Consider the following 19,002-nt stretch of genomic DNA (forward strand, 5'->3'; position numbering starts at 1 on the left):
AGTAAAAGCGCGAAACTCACGAGTAAAAGTGCCAAACTCACGAGTAAAAGCGCGAAATTCATGAGTAAAGCCCAAACTCACGAGTAAAAGCGCGAAACCCGCGAGTAAATGCGTAAAACTTACGAGTAATGGGAAATTTACTACATAGTGCATGAACATCAATAGCGGACAAGTAAATTGGATTTGACTTTAATCCGAAGCTTTTACAAAGAGAGAACTCTACCAACAGCGATTCTTCATTAGGAAGGATCGTCTTTTAAATTTGGGCGGGAAATTTTCATTTTTCCTTTGACTCTGACGTTGCGTGATACCTTAATGTAAATGATATCGAAAGGAGGTAAGAAGCAGTGGCAATGAAAGTGAAGGAGCTAGCCGATTTGGTTGGCATTAGTGTGCGGACACTGCATTATTATGATGAAATCGGGTTATTATCGCCGGAGGAAATAACCGATGCAGGTTATCGCCTTTATTCGAATGATAATCTTGAGATGTTGCAGCAAATCCTGTTTTTCAGGGAACTTGGCATGCCATTAAAGGAAATAAAACAAATGGTAAACAGCTCTTCGTTTGATAAACAAGATGCGTTAAAGCAACATCAAAAAATGTTACTGGAGAAACGCAGTCAGCTCGATAAATTAATTAAGACGGTCGAAAAATCGATCAAACATATGAAAGGGGAAATTCAGATGACGAATAAAGAGAAATTTGAAGGATTTGACTTCAGTCAGAATCCATATGAAGAAGAGGCTCGCAAGCTTTGGGGGGATAAAGCTGTCGATGAGTCGAAGGCTAAAGTGGCGGGCATGTCCAAAGATGCACAGAAAGTTGTATCGGAGATCTATTTAAAACTTGCGGCAATCCGAGATGCTTCGCCTAAGTCGGAGGAGGCACAAGAGGCCATTAAAGAATGGTATGATTGTTTGAACAATAACTTCGGCACATACTCGCTGGATGCTTTCAAAGGATTAGGTCAAATGTACGTGGACGATCAACGCTTCACCAAAAATATCGATCAATACGGTGAAGGATTGGCAAAATTCATGTGTGATGCGATGGGGCATTTTGCTGATGCTAACAAAAATTGAATCTCAAGATTAAGAAATTTCAAAATAAGAAGGTCGCTCCGGCAACCTTCTTATTGGAGCTGGATATCAGGCAATAGCCAACCCCTATGGTCTATACCCGTATGAAAAATTGAATATGAATATGAAAAGTAAAAAAAACGGCCAAAGATGGAATGAAACTAATTAGCACCCATCCCTTCGCTTCCTTACTTTTCACACTTGTGAACCATTTAAAATAAATGAACAGGAGAATGATTAAAAAGGACCATGAATAATAACCAGTCATCGTGTCAACCCAGGCTGAATTTTTATCCCAGTAGGCGTCAGGCACAGGAGTGATATTTTCATACCGTTCATCAATTTTATTTTTTGTGGTAATGAAGATATAGGAAATGACAGAGTAATAAACGACAATGGCAGATTTTACCAACCAGGGTATGAATCTATTGGAAAGGACGATTAAAAAGATGATGGCCAGAAACACGAATAACTCGATATATAGCTCCAAAATAAAAACACCTCCATTTTATATAGTATAATGATTATGTAAAAATTCCCATTATATTATGGTAGACTGCGAGGTACTGGTTAAAATGGAACTTTGGAAAATCAGTCAAAAGGTTTCGGAGCTAAGCGATGTGATTCCTTATTATTTTTTTAGTCTAGCTTCTTCCTGTCTTTCGCTTTCCACGGTGTTGGTTGTATTCAGCCTGGGTACCTGGGGAGTGATTGGCATTATCGTGATTTCTTCTTATGTCGTTATCCCTTATTTATTATTTGCTGTTCCGGTACAGGTCCTTTTCAATAAACATCCTAAAAAATTCAGTTTAAACTATTTTTGCCTTTATATTTTTTTCTCTTTGCCGGCCGTATTCATTTATAGTTCGGTGCTTAATTTTGACTTCAGCATGGATATTTTAACTACAAAGAATTACTATGCAATCAGCCTTTTAGCGGCACTGTTTTTTTGGTTTTGGGATTCGGTCTTTTTACAAAAAAAAAAGCTCTGCATCATAAAAAGGGACCGGTTAAATGGTCCCTTCCAACATTAATTCTTTAGCAAGTTTACGATTTCTTTAGCTTTTTCTAATGTAACTCCTTCGATGATACTGTTGTTTTTTCGAACAGCCGTACCGAAATGATAGTGACCGGTATGCAGTTCGGAATGGATAGAAAGGATATTATCCTTATTCAATCCGCTTCCAACCAGTATGGCTATGTCGCCGCAGACTCTTTTCATTTGTTGAATCGTTTTCATGCGGCCAGGGAAATCCCCATGCCCGCCTGAGGTCAATATCGTAGTGATTTCTGGATATTGTGCTAGCATTTCAGCTGAAATGACAGGGTCGTGCGTATCATCGATGGCTCGGTGGAATGTAATCTCCAAACCTTCACATACGGTCAATAGTTCTTCGAGGTATGGCCGATTGATTTCATTTTTTTCATTTAATGCACCTAATACGACCCCGTTCGCTCCCAGTGATCGAATGATTTGGATATCTTTTTTCATGATTTCCAAATCCTTTTGCGTATAGCAAAAAGACTGGCTGTGAGGCCTTACCATCACGTTGACTGGTATCTTCACTGAATTGACGACAGCTTCTATCAGGGCGTGGCTTGGAGTTAATCCACCCTCGGCCAAAGAACTGACAAGCTCGATTCGGTCTGCGCCCGATTCTTCGATTATTAGGGCATCTTCTATCGTTGTGGCAATGAATTCAATGTACATTGGATTTTCCTTTCCTGCATGCAAGTGTTATATGAATATTAAATCCATTAAAAATCGTAAAGTCAATTCATTAATAGTTTTCCACAAATGGAATATCTTTATTTCTCAAATTTATGAAACGAAATGAACATTCAAACGTATAAAAAAAGAATATATTCAATGGTATATTTGTTCGGCGGGGTAATTAAATGAAAATCATCATGACGGAGGTTATTTAATTGGATAAAGAAAGTAAGGAAATAAAGAAATCGAGATTTTACAAAGTAGGGATGGGGTTCCTTATCATTTCCCTTCTCACTTGGATCATTCCTGTCGCAGCTCCTTTTACGCCATTTTCGACTGCGGTTAAGGCTGGGGTCATAACAGGTGCGATTGTCTTTGCGGAAGTGATGTTTTGGGCAGGCGCGCTTTTGGTCGGGAAAGAAGTGGCCGCTAAATATAAAGGCTATTTAAACCCGAAAAATTGGAGAAAAGAAAAAGGCTGAAGCGGTTTTTTATAAAAAAGGGCTGGGAGTGAAGCTCAAATGGAAACTGAGTTGTTGAAAGTTTTCGATTCCAATCGCATTCAAACCGGCGTGGCTTCGCGAGAGGAAGTACATAGATTGGGACATTGGCATGAGGTTTTCCATTGCTGGTTCGCAAGTTCGGAAGCGGGCGTGGATTACCTATATCTTCAGCATCGTTGTGCGATGAAAAAAGATTATCCGAATCTATGGGATATTACGGCTGCCGGCCATTTATTGGCTCATGAAACGGTATACGACGGAGTAAGGGAGATAAAAGAAGAGCTAGGCATTGACGTTTCCTTTGACGAGTTGGTTCCATTAGGGATTATTGAATACCATCAAACGACAGAAGGTTTCATCGACAAAGAACTGGCAAACGTCTTTCTATATGAACGTGCACATGGCTTCGATGATTTCACCCTGCAGCCAGAAGAGGTTTCCGGGATGGTGAAGGTTGTGCTGAATGACTTCGAAGAGCTTTGGACCGAAGCGAAGGACAAAGTGAATATTAAGGGATTTGAAATGAATCACGAAGGCCGCAGGATGATGATCGATCGATTTGTTGGACGGGATGAGTTCGTTCCGCATGATCGTTCCTATTATGAAAGCATCATTAGATTGATCAGAGAAAACCTCGCTAAATGAAAATAAAGCCCTGACAAAACGAATCGAGTTTTGTCGGGGCTTTTCTTTTTCTTGAAAAAACATTAAGTATATCGACCTGTATCTTTCCCGATCAACGGCAGTCTATTGGCTCGTTTTGTTCCAGCTTGATACGCATAAGTTCTTAGTTGTTACCTTATTTTGTCCTGAATGGCTCATAGGGATAATGACTTTGTCTCTGTGATGATTCAGCTGATAAAGCGAGACACACCAGACTGTAATGATGATGCCGGGCTGCAACGTAAGGGCGGGGATGTAGTTTTTCATGAACTAGGGAATTTATCACTTGTAAGAATATTACAAAATTGTAAGATGAACAGTGTATAAATTTTGTTAAGGGGATGAGTGAAATAATGAAAAAAATGGTTTTATGCATTTCATTTTTTGTAGCTTCTTTAGTCCTTTTTGGCTCCCTTGATTCTTTTGCGAGCAAAGCTTCAGCAGAAACACACACCTATGATGGAAAAAGTCCTTACTATAATGGTTGTGCGAATAGCGCTGTCACGAAGAAGTCGGTGAAAATTTATGCCAATGGCGGTTCTGCCAATTTGGAGTTGAAATTCAGCACTGTGTGTAAAACCGCCTGGGCGAAGATCACTCTAAGCAGACCGGCTAAAGCAGATGGTGAGGCAACGGCATTGGTTGTCCGCAATACTGATAATAAACAATTCAGCTGTGCATCTCCTGGAGGAAATGGTGAAATAAATAAAGGTCAAACGTCATGCTATACACCGATGGTATATGATTTAGATCCGCGAAAAGCAAAAGCGGTAGCCTTTTGGCCATATACAGCAGGTGAAACCGACTGGTATTAATGAAAAAAGAAAAACCTTCATCTATATTTTTGCAAAGAAAGGATGAATGAATTGAATAAAAAGCTTAAAATGATAGGTTTATCCATGGTGATGACACTGTCGATGTTTATTGTCGACTTTGGATTTGGAAAAAATCAAGCACTGGCCGAAACACACACCTATGATGGAAAAAGTCCATACTATAATAGTTGTGCAAATTCGGCGGTAACGAAGGATAAAAAATGGATCGATTCCAATTCGTACGTAGAATTGAAATACAGCACTGTGTGTAAAACCGCGTGGGCAAAAGTGACCGTAACACGCCCCGCCGTATACAATCATGAAGCGGATGCCAGAATAGTCCGAAGTACTGATGGTAAGGCCTATACATGCTCAAGTTCCGGGGGCAATGGTGTTGTGAATATCGGGCAGACCTCATGCTATACACCAATGGTATATGATTATGACCCGCGCAAAGCACAGGCCCAAGGGATCCATGCGATTCCAAATAGTGATGCCTATAATAAAGCGGTGACTATTTGGTACTAAAAAACAAAAACGCAAAAAAGCATCCTTATAGCCGGATGCTTTTTTTGCGGTCAGATTGTGCTTCCAATTGAAGTAGATATCGTTTCATCTCCGTACCTCCACGGTAGCCGGTAATGGCCCCGTTTTTTCCGATAACCCTGTGACATGGCACCGTGATCAGAATTGGGTTGGCGCCAATGGCCGTACCAACCGCCCGAATAGCTGCAGGTCTTTGGATGATTTGGGCAATATCGGAATAGGAACAGGTTTGTCCATAGGGTATTTGATTCAGCGCTGCCCAAATTTCTTGTTGAAAGGGGGTGCCTTTTATATCTGCGGGAAGAGAGAAAGTCTGCCTGGTTCCTTCGAAATATTCTTGTAGTTCTTTTAGATAGGGATTTAATGCTTTTTTATTTTCAACAAGGTTCGCATTTGGAAAGCGTTTTTGCATCAAGGACTTCAGTTCTTCATACGTTTGACCGGGAGAGCCTACATAGCAAAGCCCTTTTTCCGTCCTGGCCACATATAATTGCCACTTATCATAATGCAATATGGACCAGTCAATGGTTTGTTTTTTATCATTCTTCATTTGCTTCACGCTCCAAAGCTTGAGTTTTGAGATAAGCATTCCTATATCCTGAAGGGGTATTCCCCATTTTCCTTTTGAATAACGTCATGAAATAGGGCGTACTGGAGAACCCGGTAGCGAAGCCTATTTCAGTTATCGGCAGTTCGGAGGTTTCCAGCAGCCTCACCGCTTTTTCAAGGCGAAGCCGCTGAATGTATTCAGTGGGCGATATTCCCTTCACTCGCTTGAATGATCGTTGTAAATGATACGGGCTGCCGTGGGAAATATCCGCCAATTTGTTCAAAGTGAGGGGTTCGCTGTAATGGGTGTCGATCCATTCGGCTATTTGTTCAACCCATTCTTCTGTCGGCACATTCAGTCCTTCCGGTTTACATCGTTTACAAGGCCGGAACTCCTCTTCCAAAGCCATCATGGCATTTTTGAAGATCTTCACGTTTTCCTTTTTAGGCACCCTTGATTTACAGGAGGGCCTGCAAAAGATGCCTGTCGTAATTACCCCGTATAAAAAATGATCATCATATGCTGCATCACAATCTATAATAGCTTTCCAATACTCATTCGGGAAATCTGCTTTTTTCGGATTCACTACATTCACCTCTCCATTTAGTATACAAGAAAGGGTTGATATACAAACATTTTGATAATATAAAAGCAAGATAACGTAATTGTTCAATAAAATTTGTTAAAATTAGGGAGTTAAATGAAAGAGCAAGATAACGTATCGGTTTGTCATTAGAATAAAGCTAAAGGAGGGAGCAGAATGAAAGAGACATTATCAAATGATGAAGGCATGAATGAATTGAGAATTCATGCACCAAAAGAGTTTAGTTTTTCGGAAAATCTTAAATATTTATCAAGATCCTCCAATGAATGTCTGTTCGATATTGTTGATCAAAAGATTTATCGAGCACTGGTTGTCGAAAACGAGACACTTTTAGTAGAAATCAGTGCGGTGGATGAAACGGAGCTGAACGTTCGTTTTCCAGGACGAACTGCACCGATGGATAATCAGGTAAAGAATGCTGTTTCCCAATACGTTCGTCACTGGTTCGATCTTGAGACAAATCTGCTTCCTTTTTATGAATTGGCCCAAAAGGACCCTTTATTGCAAAAGCCGGTAAGCCAATTCTTCGGCTTGAGAAATATGGGCATCCCTGATTTATTTGAAGCGGTTGCCTGGGGAATACTTGGTCAGCAGATTAACTTGACTTATGCCTATACCTTGAAACGGAGGCTTGTGGAGGGATTTGGTGAATATGTTGAATTCGAAGGAAAGCAATATTGGCTGTTTCCGACACCTGATGCGATCGCGAAATTGACCGTAGAAGATTTTTCCGATTTGAGGATGACCGTAAAGAAGTGTGAATATTTAATAGGTGTTGCTCAACTGATTGCAGAAGGGGAACTTACTAAAGAAAAGCTATTGAATGCAAAGGATGTAAAAGAGGCTGAAAAAATGCTGACCAACATACGGGGAATCGGTCCGTGGACAGCGAACTATGTCTTGATGCGCTGTTTGCGTTTTCCAGCAGCCTTTCCCATCGATGACGTCGGGCTGCATAATTCCATGAAACTTCTCATGCAAACAGAAGCAAAACCAACGAAAGCTGAAATCCGGAAACTTTCAAAAGCATGGGCTGACTGGGAATCCTATGCAACCTTCTATTTATGGAGATTGCTCTATTGAATCTACTTCGGAGAAAAACCAGCAAGATTCGTCGATATATCATCATTTCCTGAGAAATACTAGCAAGGTTCTCGATATATCTCCATATTTGGAGATAAAACAATAGAATTCGTCGATATATCTCCATTTTCGGAGATAAAACAATAAATTTCGACGATATATCTCCATATTCGGAGATAAACAGTAGAATTCGTTGATATATCCCCCGTATTCGGAGATAAAACTATAGATTACGTCGATATATCTCCATTTTCTAAGTTAAATTTAATTTCCAGCCCAAACACGTCGGGTCCATTTTTCATAACTTATTACATTCAATCTTATAGAGGTGAATGACCATGTTTATGTACCCAACGTATCATTATGAAGATCAAGTATTTCTTGAACGGCAGTTTCCCGGTCTACCCGGATTTCCGGGCATACCTGGTTTACCTCAATTTCCGGGTCAGCCAGGACCACCGCCGGGTTCGCAAGCACCGACAGCCCCTCCGCCAGCGTTTATTCCCCAACAGCAATCGGCTTCAACATTTGCGATAGATCCAGGTGCGATTTCGTTTTGTCTGTTCAGGAATACTTTTATATGGCTAAACAATGGTGCACGTTTCTGGTATTATCCCATCTTCGTCGGTCCGCGTTCTGTTGCCGGCTTCAGGTGGAATGGCAGGTTCTGGACGATTTTTGGCATCGATACAAGACAAATCAATTCATTTACCTGTTTTTGAAAAAATGCTCAAAGGAAATGTTTCCTTTGAGCATTTTTTGTTTCAGATTGTTTTGCTTTCAAGACAGAAGCAGCATTGTCCAAAGATAAACATCATTAAGATTACAAGGTGGAAAACAACTGCTCCTTGAACTTCGCACCATCATCGGCGTGTTCATCTTTCTTAAAATAGGAAATAAACGGCCAACAATGTTCAATATTTAATAGAAATGGTAAAATCATTATGCTCCTATAAAAATTAGTGAATGAAAATGAAAATAGAGGATGCTGTTGAATATGAGGAAAGTATCGCTGGAAACCAAGATTCTCGGGTTAGTTCTATCGTTGAGCCTGTTTTTGATCCTGTTATTGACGACTACTTTTTCCTATATGGAAGGAAGGCAAATAGCGAAGGATAAAGGTCAATTGGCGTTGGAGCTTTCAAAGACGATTAGCTTCATGCCTACCGTTACAGAGGCTTTTGAGACGGATGATCCCGCTGGCATCATCCAGCCGATTGCCGAAAAGATCCGCAGGGAAACAGGTGCTGAGTTCATCGTTGTAGGGAATGCAGAGGGAATTCGCTTTTCCCATCCGCTGGCTTCCGAAATTGGGAAGCGGATGGAAGGCGGGGATAATAGCAGGGCCATTCGGGAAGGCGAATATTATGTCTCCGAAGCGGCAGGATCACTCGGTCTTTCCATTCGGGGGAAGTCACCGGTATTCAATGAGGATGGAAAAATAATTGGAATCGTCTCCGTCGGTTTTTTGGTGGACGATGTCCGCGCCCAAATTTTCAAGGATTTGTCCAAGGAGATGATTGTATCTTTAGTGGCCATCATGATCTCGATCATTGGCAGTTATATGCTGGCAAGGAGCATACGTAAAGATACACTGGGGCTGGAACCATTTGAAATTGCCAATTTATATAAAGAAAAAAATGCAGTGCTTCAATCGGTGAAAGAAGGGATTCTGGCCATTGACCAAAATGGGCTGATTACCTCGATGAATCAGCCGGCAAAAAAATTGCTGGATATTAAAGAGTCCGTTCGCCATTTGAACGTCGATGGCCTATTTCCTTCGAAATATTTATTCGAGGTGCTGAAGTCCGGTGAACCGCAAGTGGATAAGGAGATTTCATGGGAAGACAAATCCGTTATCGTCAATTGTACGCCGATTTTCGATAGTGAAGGGGTAAGCGGTGTTGTCGCTTCGTTCCGTGATCGAACGGAAATTGAGGAAATGGTCAACACATTATCGGAAGTGAAGATGCATTCAGAGGATTTAAGGGCACAAACCCATGAATTTACCAATAAACTATACGTCCTATCAGGATTGATACAATTAGGGGAATATGATGAAGCAATCGATATGATTCAAAGCGAAACATCAGAATTGCATTCCCTGAACCGTGTCGTGTTCGAACAGATAAAGGATACAAAGGTACAAGCCCTGTTACTTGGCAAGATCGGGAAAGCATCGGAGAAGAAGATCATCTTTGAAATAGACGCACAAAGCTACCTAGAGAAACTGCCGGATCATATAAAATTGTCACAACTAACATTGATTCTAGGCAACATTATCGATAATGCACTTGAAGCGGTTTCAAGCATGGAGGAGCCGCTCGTGAAATTTTTCGCCACAGATATCGGAAATGATATGGTATTTGAAGTGAGTGATAACGGAAAAGGAATACCTGAGGATGCCATCGCCCATATTTTCGATCGGGGTTTCACTTCGAAAAACAGCGGAAGTCCGAGTGGTTATGGACTTTCGAATGCTGATCATGTCGTCAAAGAGCTGGGCGGCATCATCGAGGTTCAAAGCGAGGATGGGAACACCATATTCACCGTTTATCTTCCTAAAGAACAGTGAGGAGGGAAAGAATGCAGAAGATAAGAGCAGTCATCGCAGAAGATGATTTTCGTGTAGCGGATATCCATGAAAAATTCTTGAAAAACTTTGATGAAATAGAAGTGGTCGGAAAAGCTGTCAATGCCAAAAAAACGCTTCGGATCTTGGAACAAAAAAGCCCGGATCTGCTTTTGCTTGATGTTTATATGCCAGATCAGCTTGGTACAGACCTCCTTCCGGACATACGGAAAAAATTCCCGAATGTGGATATCATCATGATTACCGCGGCAACGGATAAAGAACAACTGGAAAAGGCGCTTCACTATGGTGTGGAGAATTATTTAATTAAACCAGTGGAGATGAAGCGCTTCAACCAAGTTATCGAAGAGTATCTGAAGAAAGTCCATCTGATGAAATCCAAACAAGAGATAGACCAGGATTTTGTGGATCTCATTTTGAAAAAGGGTTCATCCGTTTTGGAATCGAACGATGGGCAGGACCTGCCGAAAGGGGTCGACGAAATCACTTTGGCGAAGGTGATAGAGGTACTCGAAGCAAGCGATATCGGTTTGTCGGCTGAACAAGTGAGCGGACAGATCGGTGCTTCCAGGACAACCGCGAGACGCTATCTGGAATACTTGATTTCCGTTAAGAAATGTAAAGCGGAAGTCGTATATGGGGTAGTGGGGAGACCTGAGCGAAGATATTATAAAATTCAATAGAATTAAGTGAGAGACACCTTCAAGATTGAAGGTGTTTTTTTTATGATGCATCGTTTGAAAGATTATGAAAAAAAACGATATGTTAATCTGTTATCCTTTTCTTAAGGAGGTTCGGAAATGAGATATAGCCCCATCATCCAAAAAACGATTGAATATATAGAGAATAGCTTACAAGCCGAATTGTCCTTGGAGAACATCTCTCGATTCGCAGGTTTTTCGAAGTTTCATTATCATCGTATTTTTCACAAGGAGGTTGGTGTGACCGTATCGGAATATATTCGATATCGAAGAATTGCCAATGCAGCTAACATGCTGCTTTATACCGATGAAAAAATAATCGATATTGCTTTATATTACCGCTTTGAAACACAGGAATCCTTTACTCGTTCATTCAAGAAATACTATGACCTGCCGCCAGGGCAATATCGGAAACTCGTAAGTAAACTAACCTTGCAAAAGGAGGAAATGACGATGAAGAACGAACAATTATTAAAAGGCTGGAATGTAAGCGGGAGTCATCCATTCAATTATCAAATGGGAATTGACCGGGAGACATTCCATAAAGGCCAGGCATCAGGATTCCTGAAATCCGTCACTACCGAATCCAAGGAGGAATTTGCAACGATGATGCAGCAATTCAAGGCGGAAAATTACCTTGGTAAAAGAATGAAACTGTCGGGTTTTTTAAAATCAAAAGGTGTTGATGGATTTTGTGGTTTATGGATGAGGGTGGATAATGCGCTTCAGGATGTTTTGCAATTCGACAATATGGGGGATCGGCCCATCGTCAACGATACGGAATGGAACCATTACTATATTGTCCTGGATGTACCCGAAAACAGTGCCATCATTTCATTCGGGGTCCTTCTTTCAGGACGCGGCCAAGTATGGATCGATGAATTGGAATTCGAGGAAGTCAGTATCGATACACCAACGACCAATATAGACTACGGCTGCGACCTATTGGACGGACCGGCAAATTTATCATTTGAAGAATGAATGCGCCTAAATAATTGCTGAATTCCTTAAAGAACGCGCCATTCAACCCGGGGAGTGGCGCTCGGTTCATCCTCGAAAAATCGCTTCCGTGAACACAATGAACACAATTAACAAAATAGTTTTAAAACACAATAAATTGAGAACGCTTACAAATGAAGCGGTTTCATATACACTTTATCTTATTAGAAGATAGGAGTGATAGATATGCTCGCTTTATTAGGATACTTGATGATAGTAGTGTTTATGATTTTAATTATGACAGGGCGACTTTCAGCCATGATAGCTTTGATTGCAGTACCAAGTGCCTTTGCACTTATTGGCGGGTTTGGCGGTAAAATGGGTGAGATGGCGCTGGAAGGCATCAAAGACGTTGCGCCAACGGGAATCATGATTTTATTTGCGATCCTTTTCTTTGGCATTTTGATTGATGCTGGGGTTTTTGACCCGATCATCAATACGATTCTTAAGGTTGTAAAAGGAGATCCGGTGAAAATTGCCATCGGCACGGCAGTCCTGGCTTTGCTGATTTCCTTGGATGGAGATGGTACGACTACATATATGATAACGATTTCAGCCATGCTTCCGCTATATAAACGGATTGGAATGAGACCGCTAGTATTGGCCGGTATTGCCGTTTCGTCATCTGGAGTCATGAACCTTCTTCCTTGGGGAGGCCCTACAGCACGGGTGATGACCGCTTTAAAACTTGAAATGTCCGATGTTTTCACCCCTGTCATTCCTGCGATGATTGGCGGAGTACTATTCGTCCTTTTCATGGCATATTGCCTGGGTAAAAAAGAAAGAAAGAGAATCGGGATCATTGAAGTCGATTATCATGCTGTGGCACAGCACGCGGCTGCAACGGAAGATGCTTATCTTAAACGGCCTAAATTGATCATATTCAATTACGCATTGACTCTTACACTGCTGGTTGCGCTGATTATGGAACTTATGCCTTCAGCGGTTCTGTTCATGGTAGGTTTCGCGATTGCCATTACAGTTAACTATCCGAAACTCAGTGATCAGAAGGAACGTGTAGCAAACTATGCCGACAATGCTTTATCTGTTATTTCGATGATTTTTGCAGCAGGTGTTTTCACTGGAATCCTTGCCGGCACGGAGATGGTCGATGCCATGGCAAACTCTTTGATTCAGCATATTCCAGATCAAATGGGCGCACATTTTGCTGTCATCACAGCCATCATCTCAGCACCTTTTACGTTCTTCATGTCTAATGACGCATTTTATTATGGGGTGCTCCCATTGCTTGCTAAAGCGGGAGCTGCTTATGGAATTGACCCTGCCCTGATCGGCAGAGCTTCACTATTGGGGCTTCCTGTCCATCTACTAAGCCCGCTTGTTCCATCTACCTATCTATTGGTTGGAATGGTAGGGGAAGATTTCGGTGCCTTGCAGCGCACTTTCCTGAAATGGGCATGCGGATCGACGCTTGTCATGATAGTGGTTTGCGTCCTATTGGGAATCATCCCGCTATAAAGCTCTAAGAGTCCCGTTCGTCACGTTGGCGAACGGGACTCTTTTCTGTCTGCATCAAGCGCTGAATAAATCTGGAAAAGTGAGATACATTATGTTTGTCTTCTCTTTCGCGACAAAGTTAGCTTTTTCTTTTATTGAATGAGGGATGTACGTACCTTAAGATTAAAGGAAACTATATTAATAAGAAGGGAAGAGAGCAAAAATGGCTCACTTTAATATAAAAGTTGCAGTTCAAAAGTTCGGTAACTTTCTAAGTTCAATGGTCATGCCGAATATATCAGCTTTCATAGCATGGGGGCTAATCACTGCCCTATTCATCCCATCTGGTTTCCTGCCAAATGAAAGCCTTGCCAAAATGGTTACACCGATGGTTACGTTTTTATTGCCGCTTTTAATTGGGTATACGGGCGGTAAGCTAATCCATGACCACCGCGGCGGTGTAGTCGGTGCCATTGCGACAATGGGCGTCATCGTCGGATCTGACATCCCGATGTTCCTTGGAGCCATGATAATGGGACCGTTCGGCGGTTATGTCATCAAGAAATTCGATCAATTGATTGAAGGGAAAATAAAAGCAGGTTTTGAAATGCTTGTTAATAATTTCTCGGCGGGGATTATTGGCGGCTTATTGTCCATTCTATCCTTCTTGGCCATCGGGCCTGCTGTTGACGTATTTACAGGCTGGCTTGTAGCAGGAGTCGATTGGCTTGTCGGTACAGGTTTACTGCCGTTGACAAGTATTCTGATCGAGCCTGCCAAGGTCTTGTTCTTGAACAATGCCATCAATCATGGTGTACTATCACCAATTGGTGTAGAGCAAGTTAAACAAACAGGGGCTTCCATCCTGTTCCTTCTGGAATCGAATCCAGGACCAGGTATCGGCGTACTGCTTGCTTATTGCTTTTTTGGAAAGGGAACGGCGAAGAAATCGGCGCCAGGAGCTGCCATCATTCATTTCTTCGGCGGGATCCATGAAATTTATTTCCCTTATATCCTAATGAAGCCGATGTTATTCTTAGCCGTCATTCTTGGAGGCATGAGTGGAGTTTTCACTTTGGTCCTACTGGGCGGAGGATTGTTCGCTCCAGCATCTCCAGGCAGCATACTTGCCATTACAGCGGTAACTCCGCATAATGCAGGTGCATATATTGCTAACTTTGCAGGCGTCATCGTAGCCGCCCTTGTTTCATTCATCGTCGGTGCATTCATCCTGAAAACAGGAAAGCAATCTGAAGAGAATATTGAAGATGCCGCGAAAAAAATGCAAGAAATGAAAGGCAAGAAAAGCTCTGTTGCCGATGTATTCGCTTCAGATCCTGGAACGATGCCAACAAACGTCAGCAAAATAATATTTGCCTGCGATGCCGGGATGGGATCAAGTGCGATGGGGGCTTCGCTGCTTCGCAAGAAGGTGAAGGAAGCCGGATTGAATATTACTGTTACAAATACGGCAATCTCAAACATTCCTGCTGATGCACAAATCGTCATTACACAGGAAGAGTTAACTCCAAGGGCACAGAATAAAGTGCCGAATGCCTATCATGTATCCGTCGATAATTTCCTATCAAGCCCTGAATACGATTCATTGCTTGCACGGCTTCAGGATGACGGTACCGATGAGCTGCATGAAATCGTCGAAGATGCGGAAGAGAAGGTTCCCGGTGTTCGTGAACACTCAATCGAGCCTGGCATCGACGAGGATGAGCAGGAAGGTAATGAATTGCTTCGCGAAGAAAATGTCTTCCTTAATCAACAATTCGCCAATAAGGAAGAAGCGATCCGCTTTGCGGGAAGAGCTTTGGTCAATGCAGGTTACGTTAAGGAAAGTTATATTGAAGCGATGATTGCCCGTGATGAATTGACTTCAACATATATGGGGAATGATGTAGCCATTCCGCACGGAACCGAGGAAGCTAAGAAAGATGTCCTTAAATCCGGATTTACCGTTTTACAAATTCCTGATGGTGTCGACTTTGACGGCCAAAAGGCAAGATTGATATTCGGCATTGCCGGCAAGGACGGGACACATCTTGAAATTCTATCTGGCATTGCAGTTACATGCTCTGACATGGAGAATATTGAAAAGATGGTTAAAGCCACATCAGCCAGGGAATTGATGGATATTATAAGTGTAGAAAATAATTAAATACTCTTAACCAAGAATAGAAAAGCGTTATACGCTTTTCTATTCAGTATTTTCTCGTGTTACTCCACCAGAAATGAGTTGGTAGCATGTATATTACTTCAAGGGAAAAATCAATCATAGAATTGATCATAAAAACTTCAGGAAAACATACAGCCTTATCCATTGCGACACAATTGAATGTTAGTGTCCGGACGGTTCAACGCGATCTGAAGTCCATAGAAAAAATCCTGCAATCATTCGAGTTGCATTTAACACGCAATACACATGAGGGACTGTCCATCGACGGGAAGAATGAACAAGTCTTTCGGCTTGTACAGCATCTGATGGGCAATCATCCGATCGATCAAACGCCACAAGAAAGAAAACTGCATCTTCTTTTAGCTTTACTGCAGGAAGAATCGTATAAAACTCAAGTACTTGCGGGGGATCTCGCTATAAGCATTACGACTCTTACAACCTATTTGGACGAACTGACCGAATGGTTAAAGAATTTTAATATCGTGATTACCAGAAAAAGGGGAGTCGGAATAGAGCTAGCCGGCACCGAAGAAAATAAACGGAAAGCCCAGGCAGCCTATTTCTTGCACTTCTTTAATGAAGAGCTGATTGAAAGTTTATTTTTGCTGCAAGAAGGAAAATTCCCAGAAGCGAAAATCCTCGACTATTTCGATCCCGAATATCTTCTGGCTATCGATGGGGTGCTGAACTCAACTTTTAACAGTGCCCACTCCCGATTGGCGGATAGCGGGTATATAGGGTTAATTGTACATATTTATGTAACCCTGCAAAGGAATGAAAGCCAATATTTTTTGGAGAAGGACTTCAATAAAATAAGCGAACTTTCCGATGAGAATAATCTCATGAATAAAATAGGCAAGGAACTCAGCACCATGCTGGAAGTTTCTTTTACCATCGATGATATAAGCTACCTTGCAGCCATCCTTAAAGGCTCCAAGCTTCATGCGGCTGATGCCGTTCCCTATGACAGTGTATTGCTTGGCCAGCTGATAAGAAACCTGATAAAAGATGTTTCGGCACAACTGCAAATCGATTTGACAAAGGATTTCCCATTGTATCAGGGGCTCCTTGCCCATATGGAACCATCGCTTTTCCGAATCAAACAGGAAATGGGATTGTACAACCCATTAACCGAAGATATTAAGCGAAAGTACCCGGTTCTCTTTTTGGCAGTGAAGACCAGTCTGGAAAAGGGATTTAAAGAAATAAAAGAATTTCCTGAAGATGAAATAGCCTTCATCGTCCTTCATTTCGGATCTGCATTAGTGCTGCGGGAGGAAGAAATATCAATAAGGGCACTCATCGTCTGCCCGACAGGTATCGGTACGTCGAAGATGCTTGCAAGCCGGATCAAAAAGGAAATCATCGAAATCGAGACTGTAGAAATCAAGACGATTAAAGACATCCAGCAGCAGGGCAGTCTGAAAAACTATGATGTGATCATTTCTACCGTCCGGCTTCCGTATATCGATAGTGATTATATCCTTGTATCCCCTCTATTGAGTGAAGAGAATATTTTGAACATCAGGAATTATTTAAGGAAGAATATCGAAAACTTCACGAAGAATAAGCGTTATGGCATTCAGTCATCCCATAAGGATACCGTGACCAAAAAAGAGGATGGCGAACTGAAAGAAGTGCTGCAGGAATTGAAAGATGCCCAGCAGAGCATCGAGTCGATCATGGATAATTTCCGGTTTTATCGGCTGCCGCATCGGAAAGGACATCCAGAAATCATCGAAGAAATGGTGGGGATGGCTGAAACGGAAGAGCTGCTGATGGGTGCGGATGATGTGGTCAGATCCTTGAAGGAACGGGAAAAAAAGGGCGGTTTAGGCATTCCCGGCACGGGAATGGGCCTTTTCCATACGAGACATAAGAATGTAAAAGAACTGATATTCCAGGTGGCCCACCTGGAGGAATATCGTCTGGTCAAAGGTATGGACGGTAATGACGTCCATATGAAAAATTTACTGCTGATGCTGGCACCTGAAGAATTGAGTGTGAAGCAGCAGGAAATCGTCAGCTTAATAAGTTCAAGCTTAATTGAAAGCAATGAATCCATCATGATTTTTTCATCTTCGGACGAAGAAATGATTAGAAGAAGGCTGGAAGCCATATTTTTGGATTATTTATATACTAACTTGATAAAGGGATGATTGTAATGAAACAAGCAGTACATTTCGGTGCAGGAAACATTGGAAGAGGATTTATCGGAGCACTTTTTTCAAAATCTGGATATCATGTGACATTTGTAGATATAGCTGATCAAATCATCGATCAGTTAAATGATAAAAAGCAATATCAAGTCAAACTGGCCACTGATCAACAAGAATCAGTCACAGTAGAAAATGTTTCGGGTTTAAACAGTTTAAAGCAGGAAGAGGAAGTCATTAAAGCAATTTCCGAAGCAACCTACCTCACCACTGCTATCGGTCCCAATATTTTGCCTCATATCGCTCCTTTAATTGCAAAAGGATTGGCATCAAGAGTGAAGGAAACCGATGAAAAACTATATGTGATCGCTTGCGAAAACCAAATATCGGCAACAGACCTATTAGAAGGCTACATTTTGGAAAACCTGGATCAAGCTACTAAGGAAAAACTAGCCGATAAAGTATACTTCTTCAACTCAGCAGTCGATCGCATCGTTCCTATCCAAAATAACGAAGGATCACTCGATGTTTTGGTGGAACCTTATTATGAATGGGTCGTTGAAACGAAGGAAAGCATACCTGCCGTTGAAGGGATGACCATTGTAAAAGAACTCGCGCCATTCATTGAGAGAAAACTGTTTACCGTTAATACAGGACATGCCGTCATTGCTTACCTCGGTTATCTCAAAAATAAAAAATCAACCATAGACCAGTCATTGGAAGACGCAAGCATTGTGGAGCAAGTCAAGAAAACCCTAGGGGAAACGGGCGCCTATTTAATAAAGCAATACGGCTTGGATGCAGGTGAGCATCAGCAGTATATCGAAAAAATCATTAATCGTTTTAAAAACTCCTACCTTAATGACTCGGTGAATAGAGTCGGACGTTCACCGCTGCGTAAACTCGGGCCAAACGACCGTCTCGTGCGTCCTGCCGTAGAAGCAAAGAAAGCCGGCCTATCCTATACTAATCTGGCGAAAGCGATAGCGGCCGCTTTACTCTTTGATTTTAACGAAGATGAAGAAGCCCTTAAACTGCAAACGATGATCAAAGAACACGGTGTAGCTTCAGCACTTAAGGAAGTTAGCGGATTGGACGAGAATAGCGAAATAACCGAAGAAGTCATCAACCACTACAACAACTTGAAATAAAAGCAGAAGAACTCCTGAAATCTTTTTCAGGAGTTTTTTACTTAATCAAAAAGCCAACCTATAGAAGGAACTGGCATCCGATAATCTATAAAACTCAAAAAAACCTTGTAAACAGTAATCATTACGTTTTATAATGGAAGACAGTCAAGACAAGAGAGAGTGTTTTAAAGTATAAATCGTAATCGTTTTGATTTATTTG

General features: G+C 41.7%; 19 protein-coding genes. 15 read left to right on the forward strand and 4 right to left on the reverse strand.

Annotated elements, in window-relative coordinates; translation table 11 throughout:
* Positions 1-347: 347 nt before the first annotated feature.
* Positions 348-1,085 carry a MerR family transcriptional regulator gene (locus ADA55_RS10395; protein ID WP_048683126.1) on the forward strand — a complete coding sequence of 246 codons (738 nt, stop codon included), beginning with the start codon at positions 348-350 and terminating at the stop codon, positions 1,083-1,085.
* A gap of 91 nt (positions 1,086-1,176) precedes the next feature.
* On the opposite strand, the gene ADA55_RS10400 is transcribed toward ADA55_RS10395, so the two are convergent.
* Positions 1,177-1,572, reverse strand: coding sequence for a hypothetical protein (locus ADA55_RS10400; RefSeq protein ID WP_048683131.1), 396 nt, complete (start codon positions 1,570-1,572; stop codon positions 1,177-1,179).
* Between the two features lie 85 nt (positions 1,573-1,657).
* Here ADA55_RS10400 and ADA55_RS10405 point away from each other — a divergent pair, with 85 nt between their 5' ends.
* Entirely contained in the window at positions 1,658-2,116 is a 459-nt protein-coding gene (locus ADA55_RS10405) for a UPF0715 family protein (protein WP_048683135.1), read from the forward strand.
* On the opposite strand, the gene ADA55_RS10410 is transcribed toward ADA55_RS10405, so the two are convergent.
* Positions 2,113-2,793, reverse strand: a complete 681-nt coding sequence (locus ADA55_RS10410; RefSeq protein WP_048683139.1) for a copper homeostasis protein CutC — start codon at positions 2,791-2,793, stop codon at positions 2,113-2,115. The two genes, ADA55_RS10405 and ADA55_RS10410, sit on opposite strands and share 4 nt — an antisense overlap.
* Before the next feature lie 218 nt (positions 2,794-3,011).
* Here ADA55_RS10410 and ADA55_RS10415 point away from each other — a divergent pair, with 218 nt between their 5' ends.
* The 4 genes from ADA55_RS10415 (at position 3,012) to ADA55_RS10430 (ending at position 5,305) form a co-directional block, all read left to right on the forward strand.
* The gene (locus tag ADA55_RS10415; protein WP_034309540.1) at positions 3,012-3,278 is read left to right on the forward strand and encodes a transporter suffix domain-containing protein; all 267 of its coding nucleotides are present in this window, start codon (positions 3,012-3,014) and stop codon (positions 3,276-3,278) included.
* A gap of 39 nt (positions 3,279-3,317) precedes the next feature.
* Positions 3,318-3,944: an NUDIX hydrolase gene (locus tag ADA55_RS10420; protein WP_048683141.1), complete on the forward strand. Its 627-nt coding sequence runs from the start codon at positions 3,318-3,320 to the stop codon at positions 3,942-3,944.
* 371 nt (positions 3,945-4,315) lie between these two features.
* Complete coding sequence (locus tag ADA55_RS10425) at positions 4,316-4,777, forward strand: DUF2690 domain-containing protein (protein WP_053087385.1); 462 nt, start codon at positions 4,316-4,318, stop codon at positions 4,775-4,777.
* Between the two features lie 84 nt (positions 4,778-4,861).
* Positions 4,862-5,305, forward strand: coding sequence for a DUF2690 domain-containing protein (locus tag ADA55_RS10430; protein WP_170946930.1), 444 nt, complete (start codon positions 4,862-4,864; stop codon positions 5,303-5,305).
* Positions 5,306-5,330: 25 nt separating this feature from the next.
* On the opposite strand, the gene ADA55_RS10435 is transcribed toward ADA55_RS10430, so the two are convergent.
* Complete coding sequence (locus ADA55_RS10435) at positions 5,331-5,873, reverse strand: methylated-DNA--[protein]-cysteine S-methyltransferase (RefSeq protein WP_048683150.1); 543 nt, start codon at positions 5,871-5,873, stop codon at positions 5,331-5,333.
* Positions 5,863-6,459, reverse strand: coding sequence for a bifunctional transcriptional activator/DNA repair enzyme AdaA (locus ADA55_RS10440; RefSeq protein ID WP_053087386.1), 597 nt, complete (start codon positions 6,457-6,459; stop codon positions 5,863-5,865). The genes ADA55_RS10435 and ADA55_RS10440 overlap by 11 nt, the downstream gene beginning before the upstream one ends.
* Before the next feature lie 174 nt (positions 6,460-6,633).
* On the opposite strand from ADA55_RS10440, the gene ADA55_RS10445 reads away from it, so the two are divergent.
* The 9 genes from ADA55_RS10445 (at position 6,634) to ADA55_RS10485 (ending at position 18,803) form a co-directional block, all read left to right on the forward strand.
* On the forward strand, positions 6,634-7,560 hold the full coding sequence (locus ADA55_RS10445; RefSeq protein ID WP_048683157.1) for a DNA-3-methyladenine glycosylase family protein: 927 nt from the start codon (positions 6,634-6,636) through the stop codon (positions 7,558-7,560).
* Positions 7,561-7,898: 338 nt separating this feature from the next.
* Positions 7,899-8,282, forward strand: coding sequence for a transporter (locus ADA55_RS28395; RefSeq protein WP_072273435.1), 384 nt, complete (start codon positions 7,899-7,901; stop codon positions 8,280-8,282).
* 275 nt (positions 8,283-8,557) lie between these two features.
* Positions 8,558-10,135, forward strand: a complete 1,578-nt coding sequence (locus ADA55_RS10455) for an ATP-binding protein (protein WP_048683163.1) — start codon at positions 8,558-8,560, stop codon at positions 10,133-10,135.
* Positions 10,136-10,146: 11 nt separating this feature from the next.
* Positions 10,147-10,836: a response regulator gene (locus ADA55_RS10460; RefSeq protein WP_048683166.1), complete on the forward strand. Its 690-nt coding sequence runs from the start codon at positions 10,147-10,149 to the stop codon at positions 10,834-10,836.
* Positions 10,837-10,953: 117 nt separating this feature from the next.
* Complete coding sequence (locus ADA55_RS10465) at positions 10,954-11,835, forward strand: helix-turn-helix transcriptional regulator (RefSeq protein WP_048683171.1); 882 nt, start codon at positions 10,954-10,956, stop codon at positions 11,833-11,835.
* A 204-nt stretch (positions 11,836-12,039) separates the two neighbouring features.
* Positions 12,040-13,332 carry a CitMHS family transporter gene (locus tag ADA55_RS10470; protein WP_048683174.1) on the forward strand — a complete coding sequence of 431 codons (1,293 nt, stop codon included), beginning with the start codon at positions 12,040-12,042 and terminating at the stop codon, positions 13,330-13,332.
* Between the two features lie 202 nt (positions 13,333-13,534).
* Positions 13,535-15,478 (forward strand): PTS mannitol transporter subunit IICBA, encoded by a 1,944-nt coding sequence (locus tag ADA55_RS10475; RefSeq protein WP_048683178.1) that lies wholly within the window; start codon positions 13,535-13,537, stop codon positions 15,476-15,478.
* A gap of 86 nt (positions 15,479-15,564) precedes the next feature.
* Positions 15,565-17,655, forward strand: a complete 2,091-nt coding sequence (locus ADA55_RS10480) for a BglG family transcription antiterminator (RefSeq protein WP_048683181.1) — start codon at positions 15,565-15,567, stop codon at positions 17,653-17,655.
* Positions 17,656-17,660: 5 nt separating this feature from the next.
* Positions 17,661-18,803, forward strand: coding sequence for a mannitol-1-phosphate 5-dehydrogenase (locus ADA55_RS10485; protein WP_048683186.1), 1,143 nt, complete (start codon positions 17,661-17,663; stop codon positions 18,801-18,803).
* Positions 18,804-19,002: the final 199 nt, after the last annotated feature.

Source organism: Bacillus sp. 220_BSPC, from assembly GCF_001054655.1.
GTDB lineage: Bacteria > Bacillota > Bacilli > Bacillales > DSM-1321 > Peribacillus > Peribacillus frigoritolerans.

Coding starts and splice junctions, on each gene's coding strand:
- ADA55_RS10420 (WP_048683141.1), top strand. CDS start 3,318: ATGGAAACTGAGTTGTTGAAAGTTTTCGATTCCAATCGCATTCAAACC.
- ADA55_RS10410 (WP_048683139.1), bottom strand. CDS start 2,793: ATGTACATTGAATTCATTGCCACAACGATAGAAGATGCCCTAATAATC.
- ADA55_RS28395 (WP_072273435.1), top strand. CDS start 7,899: ATGTTTATGTACCCAACGTATCATTATGAAGATCAAGTATTTCTTGAA.
- ADA55_RS10405 (WP_048683135.1), top strand. CDS start 1,658: ATGGAACTTTGGAAAATCAGTCAAAAGGTTTCGGAGCTAAGCGATGTG.
- ADA55_RS10475 (WP_048683178.1), top strand. CDS start 13,535: ATGGCTCACTTTAATATAAAAGTTGCAGTTCAAAAGTTCGGTAACTTT.
- ADA55_RS10455 (WP_048683163.1), top strand. CDS start 8,558: ATGAGGAAAGTATCGCTGGAAACCAAGATTCTCGGGTTAGTTCTATCG.
- ADA55_RS10465 (WP_048683171.1), top strand. CDS start 10,954: ATGAGATATAGCCCCATCATCCAAAAAACGATTGAATATATAGAGAAT.
- ADA55_RS10445 (WP_048683157.1), top strand. CDS start 6,634: ATGAAAGAGACATTATCAAATGATGAAGGCATGAATGAATTGAGAATT.
- ADA55_RS10470 (WP_048683174.1), top strand. CDS start 12,040: ATGCTCGCTTTATTAGGATACTTGATGATAGTAGTGTTTATGATTTTA.
- ADA55_RS10435 (WP_048683150.1), bottom strand. CDS start 5,873: ATGAAGAATGATAAAAAACAAACCATTGACTGGTCCATATTGCATTAT.
- ADA55_RS10425 (WP_053087385.1), top strand. CDS start 4,316: ATGAAAAAAATGGTTTTATGCATTTCATTTTTTGTAGCTTCTTTAGTC.
- ADA55_RS10460 (WP_048683166.1), top strand. CDS start 10,147: ATGCAGAAGATAAGAGCAGTCATCGCAGAAGATGATTTTCGTGTAGCG.
- ADA55_RS10480 (WP_048683181.1), top strand. CDS start 15,565: ATGTATATTACTTCAAGGGAAAAATCAATCATAGAATTGATCATAAAA.
- ADA55_RS10430 (WP_170946930.1), top strand. CDS start 4,862: ATGGTGATGACACTGTCGATGTTTATTGTCGACTTTGGATTTGGAAAA.
- ADA55_RS10485 (WP_048683186.1), top strand. CDS start 17,661: ATGAAACAAGCAGTACATTTCGGTGCAGGAAACATTGGAAGAGGATTT.